The sequence below is a fragment of the Sinorhizobium kostiense genome, from assembly GCF_017874595.1.
Lineage (GTDB): Bacteria > Pseudomonadota > Alphaproteobacteria > Rhizobiales > Rhizobiaceae > Sinorhizobium > Sinorhizobium kostiense.
The window spans coordinates 13600-33016 of record NZ_JAGILA010000012.1 but is presented as its reverse complement, the minus strand read 5'-3'; the positions used below and the strand labels follow the sequence as shown (position 1 = coordinate 33016).

The following is a 19417-nucleotide window of genomic DNA, read 5'->3' as shown; positions in this document are numbered from 1 at the left end:
TGGTTACGAGGCTCTTTAGTGACAGGAAAAGGAGAATGTTTCATGATCTTTGGCGGTCGGGCCCTGTCTGCTCTGGTTCTCGCATTCGCGATTTCCACCTCCGCCGCAGCGCAGGATCCCAAGGTACTCCCCGAGTCCCGGCAGGAAATGCAGCTCTCCTTCGCGCCTCTGGTCAAGCAGACGGCGAATGCCGTCGTGAACGTGTATGCGGAGCGGGTGGTCGAGCGAAGGTCGATATTTTCCGACGACCCGTTCTTGGAAGAATTCTTCGGCCAGCGCATGCCGAACCGGACCGAGAAACAGTCGTCGCTCGGATCGGGAGTGATCGTCGGGCGCAACGGAGTCGTCGTGACCAACAATCACGTGATCGAGGGCGCAGACGACATCAAGGTGGCGCTTGCCGACGGACGCGAATTCCCCTGCAAGGTCGTGCTCAAGGACGAGAGGCTGGATCTCGCGGTGATGAAGATCGAGTCGGACGGCCCATTCGATATCATCCCGATCGGGGACTCGGATGCGGTCGAGGTCGGTGACCTGGTGTTGGCGATGGGCAACCCTTTCGGGGTCGGGCAGACGGTGACGAGCGGCATCGTTTCGGCGCTGGCCCGCAACCAGATCTCGAACGGCGATTTCGGTTTCTTCATCCAGACGGATGCGGCGATCAACCCCGGCAATTCCGGTGGTGGTTTGATCAACATGAAAGGGGAACTGATCGGGATCAACACCGCGATCTTCTCGCGCGGCGGCGGATCAAACGGCGTCGGCTTCGCCATCCCCGCCAATCTGGTCAAGGTCTTCGTGGCGTCGGCGGAAGGCGGCAACGGCTCCTTCGTCCGTCCGTTCGTCGGGGCGAGCTTCGAGCCGGTAACCGCGGATGTCGCGGAAGCGCTCGGACTCGACCGTGCCCGCGGCGCGCTGGTCGCTGCAGTCCTGCGGGACGGTCCGGCTGCGAGCGCGGGCATGAAGCCCGGCCAAGTGGTGGTCGCTGTCAACGGCATACCGGTGGAGCACCCCGACGCACTTGGCTATCGCCTGACCACCGTCGGCATTGGTCATGAGGCCCGCGTCACGATCGCGGATCGCGGTCGGGAGCACGACATCACCTTGAAGCTGGATCGGGCTCCGGAGTCGACGCCACGCGACGAACGGCTGATCGAGGGGAGGAATCCCTTCGCAGGCGCTGTCGTGGCAAACCTCTCGCCGCGGCTGGCGGAGGAACTGCAGATGCCGACGTCCTTGCAGGGGGTTGTCGTCACCGCCGTCAACCGCGGTTCGCCGGCGGCCCGGATAGGGCTTCAGCCGAAGGATGTCGTCCGGTCGGTCAACGGGATCACGGTCGACAGTTCGAAGACACTGGAATTGGCCACGGCCGACGATGCTTCTTTCTGGCGCGTCGAAATCGAACGCGACGGCCAGATCATTCGACAATTCTTCCGATGAGCGATCTTTTTTCCCCCCAAGAGCCGCCGGAGATGGCCTCGGCAAGACCGCTCGCCGATCGGCTGAGACCGAAGACGCTCGCTGAGGTCACCGGCCAGGAGCACCTGACCGGTCCGGACGGCACGCTGACGCGGATGATTGCGTCCGGCTCGCTCGGCTCGATGATTTTTTGGGGACCGCCCGGCACCGGCAAGACGACGGCGGCGCGGCTGCTTTCCGGCGAGGCGGGGCTCGCCTTCGAGCAGATCTCGGCGATCTTCTCCGGCGTTGCCGACTTGAAGAAGGTTTTCGATTCCGCTCGGACTCGACGCATGTCGGGCCGCCAGACACTGTTGTTCGTCGACGAGATCCATCGATTCAACCGCGCCCAGCAGGACAGCTTTCTGCCGGTGATGGAAGACGGCACGGTGATCCTCGTCGGTGCCACCACGGAAAACCCGTCCTTCGAGCTGAACGCGGCGCTCCTCTCGCGGGCGCGCGTGTTGACCTTCAAGCCGCTTGACGAGGCAAGCCTCGAGGAATTGCTGAAGCGCGCCGAGGCGGCCGAGAGCCGGGCGCTGCCGCTCGACGAGGAGGCCCGCGCAAGCCTCGTTCGGATGGCCGATGGCGACGGCCGCGCCGTACTGACACTTGCCGAAGAGCTCTGGCGCGCGGCCCGCAAGGACGAGGTTTTCGACGCGGCGGCGCTCCAGGATATCGTCCAGCGCCGTGCGCCGGTCTATGACAAGAGCCAGGACGGGCATTACAACCTGATCTCGGCACTGCACAAGTCCGTGCGCGGTTCCGATCCGGATGCGGCGCTCTATTATCTCTGCCGCATGTTAGACGCCGGCGAGGATCCTCTCTATATCGGCCGGCGGCTCGTTCGCATGGCGGTCGAGGATATCGGCCTTGCCGATCCGCAGGCGCTGGTGGTCTGCAATGCGGCGAAGGACGCCTATGATTATCTCGGCTCCCCGGAGGGCGAACTGGCGTTGGCGCAGGCTTGCGTCTATATCGCCGCCGCGCCGAAGTCGAACGCGGTCTATACTGCCTACAAAGCGGCAATGCGGGCGGCGAAGGAACACGGGTCGCTCTTGCCGCCGAAGCACATTCTGAACGCACCGACGAAGCTCATGAAAGGGGAGGGCTACGGCGAGGGCTATCGCTACGACCACGACGAGCCGGATGCCTTTTCCGGGCAGGATTATTTCCCTGAGAAAATGGGCCGGAAGACTTTTTACGACCCTCCGGAACGCGGTTTCGAACGGGATATACGCAAGCGGCTGGAGTGGTGGGCGAAACTCCGTCGCGAACGGAATTCGTGAAGTCTGCCCTTTCTGCAGGGCAGGCTTGCCAGAGGCCAGGTTGCCCCCATCAGCCCTGTGGCATAGAAGACTGCGGTGCAGACGGCTGCACGGATCGACAGATGATCTGACCTTCCGCGGGGACGGCCTCGCTCCAGACGAAGGAGTCGAACATGGCTTGGTTTACCCTGCTGCTCGCCGGACTTCTCGAAGTCGGCTGGGCCGTCGGTCTCAAATACACGGATGGATTCACGCGCTTCATCCCGACCGTGTTTACGGTCGGCTCGATGGTCCTGAGCATCGCTCTACTCGGTATCGCCGTCCGCTCGCTGCCGCTCGGCACCGCCTATGCGGTATGGACCGGCATCGGCACAGTCGGCACGGTGGTTCTCGGCATCGTCCTCTTTGCCGAGCCGGTTGGCGCCGTCCGCCTCGGCTGCATTGGCCTGATCGTTGCGGGTATCGCCGGTTTGAAGCTCGCTGCTGACGGTGCGTAAAGCACCTGCCGTAGCGGCAGGTGCTGCGCTATCTCAGCGCCTCGATCACAAGGGCGGCGGCTCGCATCTCCTGCCAGCGATTTTCGCGGCGCTGGAAAGCTTCCTCGTCGGTGCCCCAATGTTCGATCTGCCAGTCCTCATCGACATGGGCAGCCGCCCAGGCGTCTTCGGCAGATAGCCGCCCCGAAGCAAAGGCGAGGGCCAGCAGGGCAGAGCCTGTAAGCGTTGTGATTGTGTGCAGGCATGCGAGACCGAGGGGTGTTGCGAAGGCCCGCAGGCCCTCGGCATAGGCCGAGATCGCTTCGCTCGGCTGCTCCTGATGGATAACGCCCTCCGCAAGGATGAAGCGGGCGCCGAGTGTTTGGGCGGCCCAGTCGAGAATGGGGTTCCAGATATCGTTCTGCCGCTTGACCAGGCCCTCCGGACTATCAGCGCGGTAGCAAAGAAGATCGCTGCCGGCGAAGCGCAGTATGTCGTCGAAGACCGCGCGCTGGTCGAGCGCCACGCCGTCGATGGCCGTGTTGATTAGGCGGGTGAGCGGCATGGCGCTTGGATTGATGATGTCACTCTGCGCATCCCATTCGTCCGCGAGAAGCGCCGCGAGCTTGCGTGTCGGTACCGTCAATGGCCGCCTGGCCGGCGTCCGCACGGTTCGTCCGTCGAGAAGCACCGTATGGCCGCCATCCGCTTCCGCGACGCTGACTTCCTTGTAGAAGCGTTTTGCGAGCGGCTTCTGCATCTGGATCTGGGCACGGCGCACGGGGTCCTCATGGGTGAGGGCGCTGTTCAAGTCGTCGCGAATATCAGGCATGGTTTGCTTCCATCCATTCGATAATGTCTGCCGGCGCATGGGCGATGTGATCGGCACCGGCTTCGACCAGCTCGGGGACACTCGCATAGCCCCAGGAGACTCCGAGGGCGCCGGTACCCGCCGACTTTGCCATCTGCATGTCATAGATCGCGTCGCCGATGACGATCGTCTGCTGCGGATCGATGCCCGCTTCGACGCAGCATTCCATCACCATGGCCGGATGCGGCTTCGAGGGGCAGTCGTCCGCGGTGCGCGAGACGAAGAAGAGCTTGTCGAAGCCGTGGGTCTCGACGATCTGCCTGAGCCCGCGTCGCGACTTTCCGGTGACGGCGCCGATCAGCAATTTGTCCCGGCCGGCAAGGTTCTGCACCAATTCGGCGATTCCCGGAAAGAGGGCTTCCTGCAAAGCCCCTTCGCTGCGCACCGAGGCGAATATGGACTTATAATGCGCCGTCATTTTGGTCGCGCGCTGATCGACCTCGAAATGGCCCATGAGACGCGCAATCGCAATGTCGAGCGTGAGCCCGATGATCGAGCGCGTCGCCCGGGGTTCCGGCCGGGGAAGGTCGAAAGCCTCGAACGTACGGGCCATTACTTCGTGGATCAGTGCGGCACTGTCGACCAGCGTGCCGTCGCAATCGAACAGGACGAGCTTCATCAATCCTCCTCGTCAGCGACGTTCTCGTCGAATCCGAGCAGGTTCCAGCTTTGCACCATGTGCGGCGGGAGGGGCGCGGTGACCTTCAGCCTACCGCCGTTCGGATGGGGAATATCGATATGCCGGGCATGCAGGTGCAGCCGGTTCTGGATGCCGCCGGGGAAGGTCCAGTTGATGTCCGCCTCGAAATATTTCGGATCGCCAATGATCGGATGGCCGATATGGGCGGCGTGCACGCGGAGCTGATGAGTGCGGCCGGTATAGGGCTCCATTTCGAGCCAGGCGAGATTCTGGCCGGCCTGTTCGATGATCCGGTAATAGGAGATCGCATGATCGGCACCTTCGTCGCCATGCTTGGCGATCCGCATGCGATCGCCGTCCGGCGTTTGCTCCTTGACGAGCCAGCTTGAAATCCGATCCTCGCGCTTGCGCGGCACGCCCTTGACCAGCGCCCAATAGGTCTTCTTGGTGTCGCGCTCGCGGAAGGCGGCGGTCAGTTGTTGCGCGGCCCCGCGCGTGCGGGCGATAACGAGCACCCCTGACGTGTCCCGGTCCAGCCGGTGCACGAGCCGCGGCTTCTCGCCCTTCTGGTTCGTCCAGGCCTCGAGCATCTTGTCGATATGCCGGCTGACCCCCGAGCCGCCCTGAACCGCTAGTCCTGCCGGCTTGTTGAGCACGATCACCTTGGCGTCCTCGTGCAGCACCATGCGCGACAAGAGCTCCGCATCCGAGGAACTGCGCAGGTCCCGCCCACCGATCGGGCCGGCCTTCATGCTCTTCGGATCGACGCCGAGCGGGGGGATGCGGATCGTCTGACCGGGCTGCACGCGCGTGTCGGATTTTGCGCGGGCGCCATCAATGCGAATCTGGCCGGACCGCAGCAGCTTCTGCAGGGGACCGAAGCCGAGCCCCGGATAATGCACCTTGAACCAGCGGTCGAGGCGCATACCCGCCTCGTCGCTATCCACCTGCCTGTGTTCTATGCCTGCCATCTGCCGCAATCCGCTTGCTGTTCTTCTGGCTGGCTTTAGCCCATTGCGGGCATGAGGACCAGTCCAGTGAGGGCTGCAGGCATCGAAAGGTCGCAATTCCTGTTCTGCTGCAGCGGAGGCAAAACCGTTCGTTAAGTCTCGGCCGCTACGATCGTGAGACTTCTCTTATATATTGCCCACCTTTCCGGTGAGATGCCGATGACCAACCGATCCTTGAATTACACCCATTATGACCTGAAGGCACAGAAGGCTGGAACGCGCATCGAGATCACGCTGTCGGCGGTGGCCAATGTTCGACTGATGACCGACGTCAACTTCACGCGCTACAAGGAAACACTCAAGCACCAGTTCTTTGGCGGTGTAGCGCGCAAATCGCCGCTCCGGATGATCATTCCGGAGACGGCGCACTGGCATCTGGTGATCGACACGGAAGGCCACCACGGTCTTGCCGAATCGAGCGTAAAGGTGGTGGAGGCTGCCGGCCGGCCGCGATTCCAGCCGGCGCATTGAAAAGCGAAGCTTCTCCGTCTCAGCCGAGCCTCTCGGAATGCCACTTCAGGTGATCGTCCATGAAGGTCGAAATGAAGTAGTAGGAATGGTCGTAGCGCTCGTGCATCCGCAATGTGAGGCCGATGCCCGTGCCCCTAACCGTCTCTTCGAAGAGCCATGGGCGAAGGCCGTTTTCCAGGAAGCTGTCAGCCTTGCCCTGATCGATCAGGAATTCCGGAAAGCGCGCGCCGTCCTCGACGAGAGCGCAGGAGTCGTATTTGCGCCAGGTCGCTTTATCGGCTCCGAGATATTTCTCGAAAGCGCCCACCGACCAGTCGGCGCTTGACGGCGCAACGATCGGCGCGAAAGCGGAGCAACTGCGGAACCGCTCCGGATTCTTGAGCGCGATCGTCATGGCGCCATGCCCGCCCATCGAGTGGCCGAAAATGCCCTGGCGGCTCCTGTCGGCGCGGAACTGTTCGAAGATGAGGGCGGGCAGTTCCTCGGTGATGTAGCTATACATCTGATAGTGCTCGGCCCAGGGCTCCTCGGTCGCGTCGAGATAGAATCCGGCGCCCTTGCCCATCTGCCAGTTGGTCAGTTCGTCCGGCACCTCCGGACCGCGCGGGCTCGTGTCCGGGCAGACGACAATGAGCCCGAGCTCGGAAGCCATGCGGCGGTACTCGCCCTTTTCCATTACATTCGCATGTGTGCAGGTGAGGCCGGAAAGATACCAGAGCACCGGTCGAGGCTCGTTGATCGCCTGCGGCGGCAGATACACGGCAAAGGTCATTTCGCCCTTGCAGGACCTAGACTCGTGGGCGAAGACGCCCTGCATGCCGCCGAAGGCGGTGTTTTGCGAGATTATTTTCATTGCACTCTCCCTGCTATGCCGCCGCGCGTCTCATCAGCCGCGCAAAGGTGGCTGTAGCACTTGAACTGCTGCATGTCTTTGCCCTTGCATCGAGGTCGATTCAAGGAGACCTGCAGTAGGTGTTTACGTGCCGCCGGCCAGCTGCACCGCACTTTCCGGGGACCGACATGCCCGGTGGCTATGTTCGCGGAAGAGCGGGACGCCGACTGCAATGCTGCCAAGAGCGCCGGCAAGCGCAAGGTAAAAAGGCCAATGCCTCAGACCAGTATGGGAATACATCCGCGTTTCCCGCTTGCGGGTCACTTTCCCACCTGTCGGCAGAGGCGGTCAAGCGTTTCCAGAAAAGCGGAGCGATCCCTGCCCGTGAAGCTGGCATTGTAGCCCTTGCTTTCGCCAGTCTCCCTCAGATGTGCACCGAGATCGCGCATTGCTGATGCCAGTCCGATATTCGCCCGGTCGAATACCCGACCGGTTGGGCCGGTGACGAGCGCCCCGGCGGTTACACACCGCACGGCAAGCGGTACGTCGGCAGTCACCACGACATCGCCCTTACCTGCGCGTTCAGCGATCCAATCGTCGGCGGCGTCGAAACCCGCCGAGACGATGACGTTGCGGACCATAGGATCGCGCGACGGACGCAGTCCCGAATTGGCGACGAAGGTGACCTCGATACCGTGGCGCTCGGCCACTTTCAGGATTTCGGCCTTTACCGGACAAGCATCGGCATCGACGTAAATCATCGGAGAACGTCTCCATTGAACTGCGAAGCGCCGGAATTCAATAGATCGGGCGCTTCGCGGGGCATCGCTGGCTCAGTAGACGACGACGCTGCGGATGCTTTCGCCGGAATGCATCAGCTCGAAGCCCTTGTTGATGTCCTCGAGCGGCATCGTATGGGTGATCATCGGATCGATCTCGATCTTGCCCTCCATGTACCAGTCGACGATCTTCGGCACGTCGGTGCGGCCGCGCGCGCCGCCGAAGGCGGTGCCCATCCAGGTGCGGCCGGTGACGAGCTGGAACGGCCGCGTCGATATCTCCTGGCCGGCGCCGGCGACGCCGATGATCACCGACTTGCCCCAGCCGCGATGCGATGCTTCGAGCGCCTGGCGCATCACCTTGACGTTGCCGGTGCAGTCGAAGGTGTAGTCGGCGCCGCCGATCTGGTCGGCGCCGCGCTTCGTCAGGTTGACGAGATAGGGCACGATGTCGTCGCCGACCTCGGTCGGATTGACGAAGTGGGTCATGCCGAACTTCTCGCCCCAGGGCTTCTTGTCGTTATTCAAATCGACGCCGATGATCATGTCGGCGCCGGCAAGGCGAAGCCCCTGGATGACGTTGAGGCCGATGCCGCCGAGACCGAAGACGATCGCCGTCGCGCCGATCTCCACTCGTGCCGTGTTGATCACCGCGCCGATGCCGGTGGTCACCCCGCAGCCGATGTAGCAGATCTTGTCGAAGGGGGCGTCCGGGTTGACCTTGGCGACGGCGATCTCCGGCAAGACGGTAAAGTTCGCAAAGGTCGAGCAGCCCATGTAGTGGTGCAGCTTCTCGCCGCCCATCGAAAAGCGCGAGGTGCCGTCCGGCATCAGGCCCTGGCCTTGCGTGGCGCGGATGGCGGTGCAGAGATTGGTCTTGCGCGAGAGGCAGGAGGGGCAGGCGCGGCATTCCGGCGTATAGAGCGGGATGACGTGATCGCCTTTCTTCACGCTCGTGACGCCAGGACCGACGTCGACGACGATGCCAGCTCCCTCATGGCCGAGGATGGCCGGAAACAGCCCTTCCGGATCGGCGCCGGAGAGGGTGAAGTCGTCGGTGTGGCAGATGCCGGTCGCCTTCACCTCGACCAGCACCTCGCCGGCCTTCGGTCCTTCGAGTTGCACCGTCATCACTTCCAAGGGTTTGCCGGCCTGAACGGCCACGGCGGCCCGTACGTCCATCTCTTTTCTCCCTAATCGCAAATGTTTGGCAGAGTATTGCAATCGTCAATACAACAGCACGCGATACGCGTAAGCTGAAAAAGGTACGCTCTTAACGAATGGTCTGCTCGACCCGATCAAGCTCCGTCTCGATAGCCGCGATAGCTTCACTGGTCTGCTTGTGCAGCTTCTTGATGAGGTCCAGCTGCTTTCGAAGCTCGTCGCCGGCTGACCCCGCAGCATCGCCGTCCGGTGCCCGGCCGATGCCGGTGATCAGCCAGGCCGGGGTCACACCAAGCACGCCAGCCAGCATGAAAAGGCGATTGGCCCTGGGCTCGGCCCGGTCGCTTTCCCAGGAGGAGATGGTCTCGCTGCGAACCCCGAGCTTGCTTGCGAGTTCCTTCGTCGAAAGATTCGCTGCGTCCCGCGCCCTTGAGATGCGACCGCCCAACGTGTCGCCGTCTCCGGTCTGGCGCAGACGTTCAATCGCGCTTTCCGTAGAAAATAGCATGTTTGCTCCTTTCGCCTGTTATCGTTGTCGGCGGCGCCGCAAGCGCCTTGACTGCCCGCAGTGGGGCGAAGGTGAGGCGAGCTTATAGGTCATACCCTGCGAAAGGACTATTTCGTAGCGGCAAAAAGGCGGTCAATTGCGGCCTCCCGGCCGACCTCGGGCTTATCGATTCCTAACCTGCCTCGAAGCGGGTAGGGCCGAAAACCGTCTCGAATGCTTCGCGCAGGCGGATGTCGACATCGGCCATCATGACGGGCAGGCCGAGGTCGACGAGGCTTGTCACGCCGTAGCCACGGATACCGCACGGAACGATGCCATTGAAGTGGTCGAGGTCCGGATCGACATTGAGGGAGAAACCGTGAAAGCTGACCCATCGGCGCAGCCGGATGCCAATGGCGGCTATCTTGTCCTCGGCCATGGTCCCATCGGGGAGCGGCGGCTTCTCCGGCCGGCGTACCCATACGCCGACGCGGTCCTCCCGGCGCTCGCCCTTGACGTTCATCGCATCGAGGGTGGTGATGACGACGCTCTCGAGGGCGGCGACGAAGGCACGGACGTCCTGCCGGCGGCGTCTTAGATCGAGCATGACATAGACGACCCGCTGGCCGGGGCCATGATAGGTGTATTCGCCGCCGCGGCCGGTTGCAAACACCGGAAAGCGATCGGGCATGACGAGATCGGCGGCATCGGCGCTGGTTCCGGCCGTATAGAGTGGCGGATGCTCGACCAGCCAGACGAGTTCGTCGGCGGCGCCGGCGGCAATGGCAGCGGCCTCGCGTTCCATCGTTTCGACCGCCTGTGAATAATTGACGAGGGCAGGGGCGATGCGCCAACGCACCGGCGGCGACTCCGGCGAAGCGAACATGCTTTGACTGAGGTCTTCTCGCTGCATGGGAGCCCCTGCATTGCTGATTTTCACGGCTTGTACATGGGCCGTCGGGCGACAAGAGTCCAGCGTTTCCAGCGCGTTGGGCGGGCGCGGTGGAAATAGTTCGGTTTGGCTTCAAATTTCTGTCGTCATGCCCTTGTGCACCCCAAATGCTTTTGCTACATGCAGCCCCGCCGACGCAATCGGCACCTACCACGATGCGGTCGTGGCGGAATTGGTAGACGCGCAGCGTTGAGGTCGCTGTGGGGCAACCCGTGGAAGTTCGAGTCTTCTCGACCGCACCAAGAGCTCGATAAGAAGCCCCCGTAACCAAGTGGTTCGGCGGGTTTTTTATTTTCAGCTTCCATCATCTCGCCATCTGAAGGCCGGAATGTTGCGCTACTGCATGTCTCCTTCGACTTAACGGACGACAGGCAGCAATCGTGCCATAGCACGTGTCTGATAAGACGCGCGGCGTTGCGAGGGTTGTCTTCAGCCGCCTTTGCCCAGCGGCGGTATTACGCCCTTAGGCCGAGCGCAATGCTCACGAAGCAACTTCCCTACACGATAATGTTGATGGCTAAATTCGCGAAATCCAAAAAAAAAAGTCGGCGAACGGGCAGGGATTGGCTATGCTTCTTTTGTCACGAACGGATTCGCCCAAGGCGGCCGTCATGATGGGGTGACAGAGCGACGAGTCTTGCGGAGTGCGCCTCGAATTTGAAGAGGCGCCGATCGGTCGGTCCCGAACTGATGTGCGGATGTCGTCGTGAGCTGCTGCTTCGGCATCCAATTCCAGTGCCGGTTATAAAGTAAGGAACTTTGAAGACACGAAAACCGTTCACTTGAAGCAGAAGCCAGCAGGCAGCGATCCCGTTTCAACCAAGCGGCCTGCCGCGGGAGAGCACGATGCAAAGGAGTGAATCTGACGTCTTCGACCTCTTTTCGGAGATCTATTCGAGTGCAGCGCAAGAAGAGATAAGTCTGCAGGAATATCTCCTCGCATGTCGCGACGACAAGAGTATGTACGCCACCGCTCAGGAGCGGATGGTGGACGCGATTGGAGAACCGGTTCTCATCGATACCAGCGCTGACGAGCGTCTCGGCCGGATCTTTGCGAATCGGACCATCAAGATCTATCCAGCGTTTTCCGATTTCTACGGCATGGAAGACACGATCGAGCGAATCGTGGGATACTTCCGCTACGCAGCGCAAGGCCTGGAAGAACGCAAGCAGATTCTTTATCTGCTGGGTCCGGTGGGGGGCGGCAAGTCGTCGCTCGCCGAGCGGCTGAAGAGACTGATGGAGCAGCGGCCGATCTACACGCTGATGGTCAACGGTCAGATCAGCCCGATTTTCGAATCGCCCCTCGGCCTGTTCCATCCCGAGCGCATGGCCGATCTTCTGGAGGACAAATACGGCATCGCCCGGCGGCGCCTGACCGGGCTGATCTCTCCCTGGGCGGCAAAAAGACTCGACGAGGTCGGCGGCGACATTTCCAAGTTCAGCGTCGTCAAGCTGACGCCCTCGCGCCTTCGCCAGATCGCCATCGCCAAGACCGAGCCGGGCGACGAAAACAACCAGGACGTTTCCTCGCTGGTCGGCAAGGTCGATATCCGGCAGCTCGAGAACTACAGCCAGGCCGATCCTGACGCCTATTCCTATAGCGGCGGCTTGAATCGCACGAGCCAGGGCCTGCTCGAATTCGTCGAGATGTTCAAGGCGCCGATCAAGGTTCTTCACCCGCTCCTGACAGCGACCCAGGAGGGCAGCTATAACGGTACGGAAAACTTCGGTGCCTTCCCGTACCAGGGCACGATCCTCGCCCATTCCAACGAATCGGAATGGCTGCAGTTCAAGAACAACCGCAACAACGAAGCGTTTCTCGACCGCATCCTGGTGGTGAAGGTTCCCTATTGCCTGCGCGTCACCGAGGAGAAGATGATCTATGAGAAGCTTCTCCGCGAAAGCGAGCTGGTCAGCAATCCTTGCGCACCGGAGGTATTGGAGATACTGAGCCGCTTCACCGTCTCCACGCGCCTCGTCCCGCACGAGAATTCTTCACTTTACACGAAGATGCGGGTCTATGACGGCGAGAACCTCAAGGACGTGGATCCGAAGGCGCGCTCGGTCCAGGAGTATCGCGATGCCGCCGGGGTCGACGAAGGCATGACCGGCGTCAGCACCCGCTTCGCCTTCAAGGTGCTGTCGGAAACCTTCAATTATGACACCAAGGAGGTTGCGGCCGATCCCGTGCACCTGATGTACATTCTGGAGCAGGCGATCAAGCGCGAGCAATTCCCGAAGGAGGCTGAAGCCGCCTATCTCGACTTCATAAAGTCGGAACTCGCGACCCGTTATGCGGAGTTCATCGGTCACGAGATCCAGAAAGCCTATCTGGAATCCTACAGCGAATACGGCCAAAACCTCTTCGACCGTTATATCGCCTATGCCGACGCATGGCTCGAAGACCAGGATTTCAAGGATCCGGATACGGGGCAGATCCTTAACCGCAAGATTCTCGACAGCGAACTATCGCAGATCGAGAAGCCGGCCGGCATCGCCAATCCGAAGGACTTCCGCAACGAGGTAGTCAAGTTCACGCTCAGGGCCCGCGCCAAGAACCACGGACGCAACCCCGCCTGGACCAGCTACGAAAAACTGCGCGAAGTGATCGAGAAGCGAATGTTCGGTCAGGTCGAAGACCTGCTGCCGGTGATCAGCTTCGGTTCCAAGAAGGACAGCGCCACCGAGAAGCAGCATGCCGAATTCGTTCAGCGCATGAAAGAGCGTGGATACACGGAACGGCAGGTGCGGCGGCTCGTCGACTGGTACATGCGCGTGAACAAGGCAGGTTGAAGATGCGTGACGCAGGGGCCAATCAATGCCGAATTTCATCGACCGCCGCCTTAATCCAAAGGACAAGAGCCTCGGTAACAGGCAGCGTTTTCTGAAGCGGGCCCGGGAGGAATTGAAGCGCGTCATAAAGGAGCGCGTCAAATCGGGGAAGATTGCCGACGTCGATGCCGAACACAGCGTCTCGATGCCGGCGCGCGGCGTCACCGAGCCGAGCTTTCAGCCGGACAGCGACACCGGGGAGCGGCAATATGTCTTGCCTGGAAATCGCGAATTTGCCGCCGGCGATCGTCTTCCGAAGAAGGGCTCCGGTGCAGGAGCGACGGGCGCCGGCGCCGGAATCGGAAAAAGCGAGGACGACTTCCAGTTCGCCCTTTCGCGCGAGGAGGTGCTCGACCTCTTCTTCGAGGACCTTGAGCTTCCGGACATGGTGAAGCTCAACCTGAAGGAATCCGTCGCCTTCAAACGGCGCCGCGCAGGCTTCACCGCTAGCGGCTCTCCCACGAACATCAATGTCGGCCGTACGATGCGCAACAGTTTCGGCCGTCGTATCGCGCTGCGACGGCCGTCGCGGCGAGAGGTCGAGGCAATCGCGGAAGAGATCGCCAGGCTCGAATCGGCGCCGGGCGCCGGGACGAAGCACAAGCAGCGTCTCGAGGAACTGCGCACGATGCTCGACAAGCTGGAGCGCCGGCGCCGGCGTATAGCCTATGTCGATCCGGTGGACATCCGCTACAACCGCTTCGAACCGCAGCCGCTGCCGAACGCGAGCGCCGTGATGTTCTGCCTGATGGACGTTTCCGCCTCGATGGGCGAGCGCGAGAAGGATCTCGCCAAGCGCTTCTTCGTTCTGCTGCACCTTTTCCTGAAACGGCGGTACGAGCGCATCGAGATCGTCTTCATCCGCCACACGGACGAGGCGGGCGAGGTCGACGAAAACACGTTCTTCTACAGCAAGCAGAGCGGCGGCACGATCGTTTCGACGGCGCTCGAGGAGATGCTCCGCGTGATACGCGAGCGCTATCCGGCGCACGAGTGGAACATCTACGCCGCCCAGGCCTCGGACGGGGAAAACATCTCCGGAGATTCGGAGCGCTGCGCTTCGCTGCTGAACGACGAACTGATGCGACTGTGTCAGTATTACGCCTATGTCGAAATCATCGATGAACGCGAAACGGAAATATTCGGGACGACCGACAACGGCACGTCGCTGTGGCGGGCCTATCGCACCGTCGATGACGAATGGTCGAATTTTCAGATGACCCGCATAGCGAAGCCGGCGGACATCTATCCGGTGTTCCGCAAGCTCTTCGGCAAACAGCAGACGGTGCAACTTCGTAAGTGAAAGGCAACGATGATGCGAGAGGGCGCGTCCTCAAACCTCCTGTTTCAGGGTTCGGACTGGAACTTCGAGACGCTGGCGCGCACCTATGACGCAATCGAGACGATTGCTCTCGATGAGCTAGGGCTGGAGGTCTATCCCAACCAGCTCGAGATCATTTCCTCCGAGCAGATGCTCGACGCCTATTCCTCCGTCGGCATGCCGCTGATGTACCAGCACTGGTCCTTCGGAAAGCGCTTCGTCTTCGAGGATCACCTCTACCGTAAGGGTCGGCGGGGGCTCGCCTATGAGCTCGTGATCAACTCCAATCCCTGCATCACCTACCTGATGGAAGAAAATACCATGGCCATGCAGGCGCTGGTCACCGCCCACGCGGCCTTCGGTCACAATCACTTCTTCAAGAACAACTACCTGTTCCGGCAGTGGACCGACGCCAGTGCGATCCTCAGCTACATGGAGTTCGCCAAGAAATATATCGCCAAATGCGAGGAGCGGCATGGAACGACCGCAGTCGAGGCCATGCTCGACTCCGCCCATGCGCTGATGGACCAGGGGGTCTTCCGCTACCGTCGCCCGCCGAGACTGTCGTCGGAGAAGGAGCGGGAGCGGACCCGCGAGAGGCTCGAATACGAGGAACAGACCTATAGCGACCTTTGGCGCACGCTTCCGCCCACCACCGAGGGCAGCGATCCGAAGGAGGTCGAGCGCGCCGTCTCGGAACGAAAGAAGGCGCTCAACCTTCCCGAGGAGAACCTGCTCTATTTCCTGGAAAAGACCAGCCTGATCCTCGAGCCCTGGCAACGGGAAATCCTGCGGATCGTCCGCGTGATCGCCCAATATTTTTACCCTCAGCGGCAGACGAAGGTAATGAACGAGGGATGCGCCACCTTCGTCCATTACACCATCATGAACAGGCTCTTCGATCAGGGCAAGATCAGTGAAGGCGCGATGCTGGAGGTTCTCCAGAGCCATACCAATGTCGTCTCCCAGCCGGGCTTCGATGATCCCCGGTTCCCCGGCATCAATCCCTATGCGCTCGGATTTGCGATGATGCAGGAGATCGAACGCATCTGCGTGGACCCGACGCCGGAGGACCGCGACTGGTTCCCCGAGATCGCCGGCACAGGCAATTGGCGGGAGACGCTGCTCGACGCCTGGGCGAACCACCGGGACGAGTCCTTCATCCTGCAATATCTGAGCCCGGCCCTGATCCGCAAATTCAGGCTGTTCCTGCTCACCGACGAGGCTGACGACAACTATTGCGAAGTGGCTTCCATTCACAATGAACGCGGTTATGAGGCGATCCGCACGGCGCTGGCCCGCAGCTACGACATTGGTGCGAACCAGCCCGACATCCAGGTGATGGACGTCGACCTTCTTGGTGACCGGCACTTGCGGCTGCAACACAATGTGAAGAACGGTGTCCTGCTCGAGGAGGACAGCCGGGATGCCACCCTGCGCCACGTGCGCCATCTGTGGGGCTACGAGGTCAGCCTCGCGGGCGTCGACTCCGAAACGGGCGAGACGCTCTACGAATGCTCGACCGCCGATCTCTCGGAGGACTGAGGAACTCGATCGCGGTCGCCCCTGGAATATCGCTCGGGATTAGTGAAAGCCTGTCGTTGTTGCGCCGCGCGTCTTCAGGTCGGAAAAGTGAGCGACCTGTGCGCGTCTGATAGGCCGCGCGGCGCTGTAGCCTCTGCTCACCTCTGCGTGCCGTCGGGCGAGACCTGCTGCGATTCGCCGCCGGTTCCCGTCTGCGCGGTCGGGTCGCTGTCGACGGGGGCAGGCGTGGCGGGCGTCGGCGCGCTTTGAACCGCCCCGGTTTGCTCTTCCGAGGGAGACGGCTGCACCTCTTCCGTCTCGGCCGTGCGATCGCTGTCTGTGCTCTCGCCCCAGATTTCGACTGCCCCCCATACGAGGAAAGCAAGAACGAGCCCGCCAAGCAGTACGGCGAGGACGGCCGTTCCACTCCGGCCCTGCTTCGCCTCTTCGGCCGAGAACTCTCCCCTATCCGCCCCGTGTGTGGCGTCGAGCGGCTCGCCACGCTCATCCAAATTTCTTGCCATCGCTTCGTCTCCCTTTGTTGCCTCAACGGAGAACGGCGAGGGGGGCGCAAGGTTCCGGCTACTGCATGTCTCCTTAAATCTACCTCGATTTAAGGACAAAGACATGCAGCGCTTCAAAGTGCTACAGCGACCTTTGCGCGTCTGATAAGACGCGCGGCGCTGTAGGTTGAGCAGCGAGGCAGCGTTTCGCGATCAATCGCCGAGGCTGTCGACGACCGTACGTCGGATGAGCTTGTAGGTGTGGTCGGACTGCACCTCATAGGTCTCGTGGACGTATCTGCCTTCGTGCAGGAACCGGTTCTGTATCTTGGTGCCCGGTGCCGCCTGGGTCTTGCGAGACGAGGCCGTCTCCCCATAGGTGAGGCTCCCCGGGAGCGGTTCGAGGTCAGGCGTGGCCGTGCATCCCGCCAGTACCGTCACGCATAGTAGTATCAGACGCATCGATCTCATCGCATATCCTTCGGTCTGTTGCTGAAACTGATGGTGTGCTGCGGTCTTGGGGAACTCGCCGTGCAGCGCATCGAAGTGCTGCAGCGACCTTTGCGCGTCTGATGAGACGCGCAAAGGTCGCTGGAGGCGTGCTTTAGCGCAAGCTTCAGGCCCTGGATAGGGGGCGGGGAGCCGCAAGCGACTTTTCGAAGCGCTTCGCCGCGCGTTCGCGTTTCACGCGCGATAGTCGCCGCGTCCAGAACATGCCGTTGAGTTGGTCGATTTCATGCTGGAGGCAGATCGCCAACAGACCGGCGGCCTCCTCCTCTCGCGTTTCGCCAGAGAGCGTCTGATAGCGGACCCGCACGTTCCTTGGTCGCTCCACCTCCTCGATGATGCCCGGCATCGAAACGCTGCCTTCGTCCTGGCGCGCCGTCTCCTCCGACTGCCAGACAATCTCCGGGTTGACAAAGGTGCGGGGACCGGCCTCAGGGTCGATCTCGATGACCGTCAGACGTCGCAGGATGCCGATGTGCGGGGCCGTAATGCCGATTCCCGGAGCGGCATGCATCGTATCGAGCAGATCGTCGGCAAGCTGCCGGAGATCTTCATCGAACTGGCTGACGTTCTCCGCGGCCATGTTCAGCAGCGGATTGGGGAATCGAATGATTGGTCGGATCGCCATGCGCAGTTCTCTTTGCTGGGGCCGGGCTCGCCGAGCCCGTCCAAATTCGCTTGAGCGGAGCCATTGGCGTGTCGCGCTTTTTCCACTGTTCCCATGCATTTGCAACAGCTTGGTTAAAACGTCCAGCTGCCTCCGCCTGGCTGTGGACCTTGGCGGTAGTTTGCGTTAGCAGGGCTATAGCTTGGCCCGTGTGGGGCCGGGCTTAAGACGGCACACCGTTTTCGGGGCTGGCAGCGGATCCCGACGGCGGCATTCTTTTCGAGGGCGGGTCCATGAGCGATATTGGCGACGACCGCGGTTCCGATGAAATCGCCGCCTTTGAACATTCGGACATCTATGCCGAGGACGGCTCGGTACGTTCAGACTTCCTGATGCATGTCGGCGCAGCGATCGCCGATCGTGACACGATCTACCTGCGCCAGCACGTCGCTGGTCTGCATGCGTCGGAACTGGGCGACCTTCTCGAGGCGATCCAACCGGAGCAGCGGCTGGCTCTGGTTTCGTTGCTCGGCAAGGAGTTCGACCTGGCGGCACTGACCGAGGTCGATGAGGCGATCCGTCTCGACATCGTCGAGCACCTGCCGAACGAGCAGATCGCGGAGGCGCTCGGCGAGATGGATTCCGACGACGCGGTCTATATTCTCGAGGACCTCGACGAGGAGGATCAGGAAGAGATCCTCGCCAAGCTCCCATTCACCGAACGTGTTCGCCTGCGCCGGTCGCTGGACTATCCGGAAAGCACCGCCGGCCGGCGCATGCAGACCGAGTTCGTCGCCGTCCCGCCTTTCTGGACCGTGGGGCAGACGATCGATTACATGCGCGAGGACGAGGATCTGCCCGACAGCTTCACGCAGATCTTCGTCATCGACCCGACTTTCAAGCTGCTCGGCGCCGTCGATCTCGACAGGGTGCTGCGCACCAAGCGCTCGGTGAAGATCGACGCGATCATGCGCGATACGAGTCATGCCATCCCGGCGGAGATGGATCAGGAGGAGGCCGCGCAACTCTTTGAGCAATACGACCTCCTGTCCGCGGCGGTGGTGGACGACAACGGTAGGTTGGTCGGCGTGCTGACGATCGACGACGTGGTGGACGTGATCCAGGAAGAGGCCGAAGAGGACTTCCTGCGCATGAGCGGTGTCGGCGACGAGGAGCTTTCGGATACCATCACCGGGGCGTCTCGTTCACGAGTGCCGTGGCTGTTCGTCAATTCGATGACAGCCTGCGTCTCCGCATCGGTGATCGGCCTGTTCGACGCCACGATTCAGCAAATCGTGGCACTGGCGATCCTGATGCCGATTGTGGCCGGCATGGGCGGCAATGCCGGCTCGCAAACGATGACGGTCACGGTGCGGGCGCTAGCGACCCGTGGCCTCGATATACACAATGCGCCCAGGATCATCCGCCGCGAAGCGGGCGTCGGTCTCTTGAACGGCCTGATCTTCGGCACGTTCATCGGCGTCGTGGCCGGGCTCTGGTTTCAGGACGTTCATATCGGCGGCATCATCGCCGCGGCAATGCTGATCAACATGATGGCTGCGGCGCTCGCCGGCATCCTGATCCCGCTTTTGCTGGAAAGGTCCGGCGCCGACCCGGCCGTCTCCTCCGCCGTATTCGTCACAGCCGTCACCGACATAATCGGCTTCTTCAGCTTCCTGGGTCTGGCGACATGGTGGTTCCACGTCACATGA

General features: G+C 61.7%; 19 protein-coding genes and 1 tRNA gene. 9 read left to right on the top strand and 11 right to left on the bottom strand.

All coding sequences use genetic code 11. The annotated features are described in order from the left end of the window. Positions 1–42: 42 nt before the first annotated feature. The 3 genes from J2Z31_RS28265 (at position 43) to sugE (ending at position 3223) form a co-directional block, all read left to right on the top strand. On the top strand, positions 43–1440 hold the full coding sequence (locus J2Z31_RS28265; RefSeq protein ID WP_209606983.1) for a DegQ family serine endoprotease: 1398 nt from the start codon (positions 43–45) through the stop codon (positions 1438–1440). After that, positions 1437–2747 (top strand): replication-associated recombination protein A, encoded by a 1311-nt coding sequence (locus tag J2Z31_RS28260; RefSeq protein WP_209606981.1) that lies wholly within the window; start codon positions 1437–1439, stop codon positions 2745–2747. The genes J2Z31_RS28265 and J2Z31_RS28260 overlap by 4 nt, the downstream gene beginning before the upstream one ends. Before the next feature lie 152 nt (positions 2748–2899). Continuing rightward, positions 2900–3223, top strand: coding sequence for a quaternary ammonium compound efflux SMR transporter SugE (gene sugE / locus J2Z31_RS28255; RefSeq protein ID WP_209606979.1), 324 nt, complete (start codon positions 2900–2902; stop codon positions 3221–3223). A 28-nt stretch (positions 3224–3251) separates the two neighbouring features. Here the strand turns inward: sugE and J2Z31_RS28250 are convergent, their stop codons facing one another. The 3 genes from J2Z31_RS28250 to J2Z31_RS28240 are packed head-to-tail and all read right to left on the bottom strand — an operon-like array spanning position 3252 to position 5684. Beyond that, positions 3252–4034 carry an ATP12 family chaperone protein gene (locus tag J2Z31_RS28250; RefSeq protein WP_209606977.1) on the bottom strand — a complete coding sequence of 261 codons (783 nt, stop codon included), beginning with the start codon at positions 4032–4034 and terminating at the stop codon, positions 3252–3254. Then, positions 4027–4692: an HAD-IA family hydrolase gene (locus J2Z31_RS28245; protein WP_209606975.1), complete on the bottom strand. Its 666-nt coding sequence runs from the start codon at positions 4690–4692 to the stop codon at positions 4027–4029. Before J2Z31_RS28245 ends, J2Z31_RS28250 begins: the two co-directional genes overlap by 8 nt. Continuing rightward, complete coding sequence (locus J2Z31_RS28240) at positions 4692–5684, bottom strand: RluA family pseudouridine synthase (protein WP_209606973.1); 993 nt, start codon at positions 5682–5684, stop codon at positions 4692–4694. Before J2Z31_RS28240 ends, J2Z31_RS28245 begins: the two co-directional genes overlap by 1 nt. A gap of 198 nt (positions 5685–5882) precedes the next feature. Between J2Z31_RS28240 and J2Z31_RS28235 the strand changes: the two genes are divergently transcribed. Further along, complete coding sequence (locus J2Z31_RS28235; RefSeq protein WP_209606971.1) at positions 5883–6194, top strand: DUF1883 domain-containing protein; 312 nt, start codon at positions 5883–5885, stop codon at positions 6192–6194. A 19-nt stretch (positions 6195–6213) separates the two neighbouring features. On the opposite strand, the gene fghA is transcribed toward J2Z31_RS28235, so the two are convergent. The 5 genes from fghA to lipB all read right to left on the bottom strand — a co-directional run bounded on the left by fghA (position 6214) and on the right by lipB (position 10369). After that, positions 6214–7047 carry an S-formylglutathione hydrolase gene (fghA, locus tag J2Z31_RS28230; RefSeq protein ID WP_209606969.1) on the bottom strand — a complete coding sequence of 278 codons (834 nt, stop codon included), beginning with the start codon at positions 7045–7047 and terminating at the stop codon, positions 6214–6216. A gap of 299 nt (positions 7048–7346) precedes the next feature. Continuing rightward, positions 7347–7787: a YaiI/YqxD family protein gene (locus tag J2Z31_RS28225; RefSeq protein WP_209606968.1), complete on the bottom strand. Its 441-nt coding sequence runs from the start codon at positions 7785–7787 to the stop codon at positions 7347–7349. 72 nt (positions 7788–7859) lie between these two features. After that, positions 7860–8987 carry an S-(hydroxymethyl)glutathione dehydrogenase/class III alcohol dehydrogenase gene (locus J2Z31_RS28220; protein ID WP_209606966.1) on the bottom strand — a complete coding sequence of 376 codons (1128 nt, stop codon included), beginning with the start codon at positions 8985–8987 and terminating at the stop codon, positions 7860–7862. Between the two features lie 91 nt (positions 8988–9078). After that, positions 9079–9477, bottom strand: a complete 399-nt coding sequence (locus J2Z31_RS28215) for a helix-turn-helix domain-containing protein (protein ID WP_209606964.1) — start codon at positions 9475–9477, stop codon at positions 9079–9081. A gap of 172 nt (positions 9478–9649) precedes the next feature. Continuing rightward, entirely contained in the window at positions 9650–10369 is a 720-nt protein-coding gene (gene lipB, locus J2Z31_RS28210) for a lipoyl(octanoyl) transferase LipB (RefSeq protein WP_209606961.1), read from the bottom strand. A gap of 196 nt (positions 10370–10565) precedes the next feature. Between lipB and J2Z31_RS28205 the strand changes: the two genes are divergently transcribed. From J2Z31_RS28205 to J2Z31_RS28190, 4 genes are all read left to right on the top strand, one after another. After that, positions 10566–10650 (top strand) — tRNA-Leu (locus J2Z31_RS28205). A gap of 604 nt (positions 10651–11254) precedes the next feature. Continuing rightward, positions 11255–13204: a PrkA family serine protein kinase gene (locus J2Z31_RS28200; protein WP_209606960.1), complete on the top strand. Its 1950-nt coding sequence runs from the start codon at positions 11255–11257 to the stop codon at positions 13202–13204. Between the two features lie 25 nt (positions 13205–13229). Then, entirely contained in the window at positions 13230–14546 is a 1317-nt protein-coding gene (locus J2Z31_RS28195) for a YeaH/YhbH family protein (protein WP_209606958.1), read from the top strand. Between the two features lie 12 nt (positions 14547–14558). Next, on the top strand, positions 14559–16109 hold the full coding sequence (locus J2Z31_RS28190; protein WP_209607133.1) for a SpoVR family protein: 1551 nt from the start codon (positions 14559–14561) through the stop codon (positions 16107–16109). A gap of 137 nt (positions 16110–16246) precedes the next feature. Here J2Z31_RS28190 and J2Z31_RS28185 read toward each other — a convergent pair whose 3' ends face one another. The 3 genes from J2Z31_RS28185 to J2Z31_RS28175 form a co-directional block, all read right to left on the bottom strand. After that, positions 16247–16612 (bottom strand): hypothetical protein, encoded by a 366-nt coding sequence (locus J2Z31_RS28185; protein WP_209606956.1) that lies wholly within the window; start codon positions 16610–16612, stop codon positions 16247–16249. A gap of 192 nt (positions 16613–16804) precedes the next feature. Beyond that, entirely contained in the window at positions 16805–17062 is a 258-nt protein-coding gene (locus J2Z31_RS28180) for a hypothetical protein (RefSeq protein ID WP_209606954.1), read from the bottom strand. Between the two features lie 145 nt (positions 17063–17207). Continuing rightward, a complete protein-coding gene (locus J2Z31_RS28175) occupies positions 17208–17726 on the bottom strand; it encodes a peptide deformylase (protein ID WP_209606952.1) in 519 nt (172 codons plus the stop codon). A gap of 272 nt (positions 17727–17998) precedes the next feature. On the opposite strand from J2Z31_RS28175, the gene mgtE reads away from it, so the two are divergent. After that, positions 17999–19417, top strand: a complete 1419-nt coding sequence (mgtE, locus tag J2Z31_RS28170) for a magnesium transporter (RefSeq protein WP_209606950.1) — start codon at positions 17999–18001, stop codon at positions 19415–19417.